The sequence below is a fragment of the Pseudoalteromonas sp. ABE4_541 genome (assembly GCF_056312285.1).
On sequence record NZ_JBSVEM010000073.1, the window covers coordinates 1 to 231 of the forward strand.

2 rRNA genes are annotated in these 231 nt (G+C 42.9%); both read right to left on the reverse strand.

From position 1 onward, the window contains the following. Window positions 1–100, reverse strand: a 5S ribosomal RNA gene (gene rrf, locus ACW689_RS21545); the annotation flags it as partial. A gap of 45 nt (window positions 101–145) precedes the next feature. Further along, window positions 146–231 (reverse strand): 5S ribosomal RNA (gene rrf / locus ACW689_RS21550); the annotation flags it as partial.

Here is a 231-nt window from a genome sequence, read left to right on the forward strand (position 1 = left end):
ACTTTCACATGGCAACTGCCACACTATCATCGACGCTGTTTCGTTTCACTTCTGAGTTCGGCATGGGGTCAGGTGGGTCCAAAACGCTATTATCATCAAGCAAATTCTTTGCTTTAGTTTTTATTATTTATTTTTTAAATTAGGTGCCTGGCGATGTTCTACTTTCACATGGCAACTGCCACACTATCATCGACGCTGTTTCGTTTCACTTCTGAGTTCGGCATGGGGTCA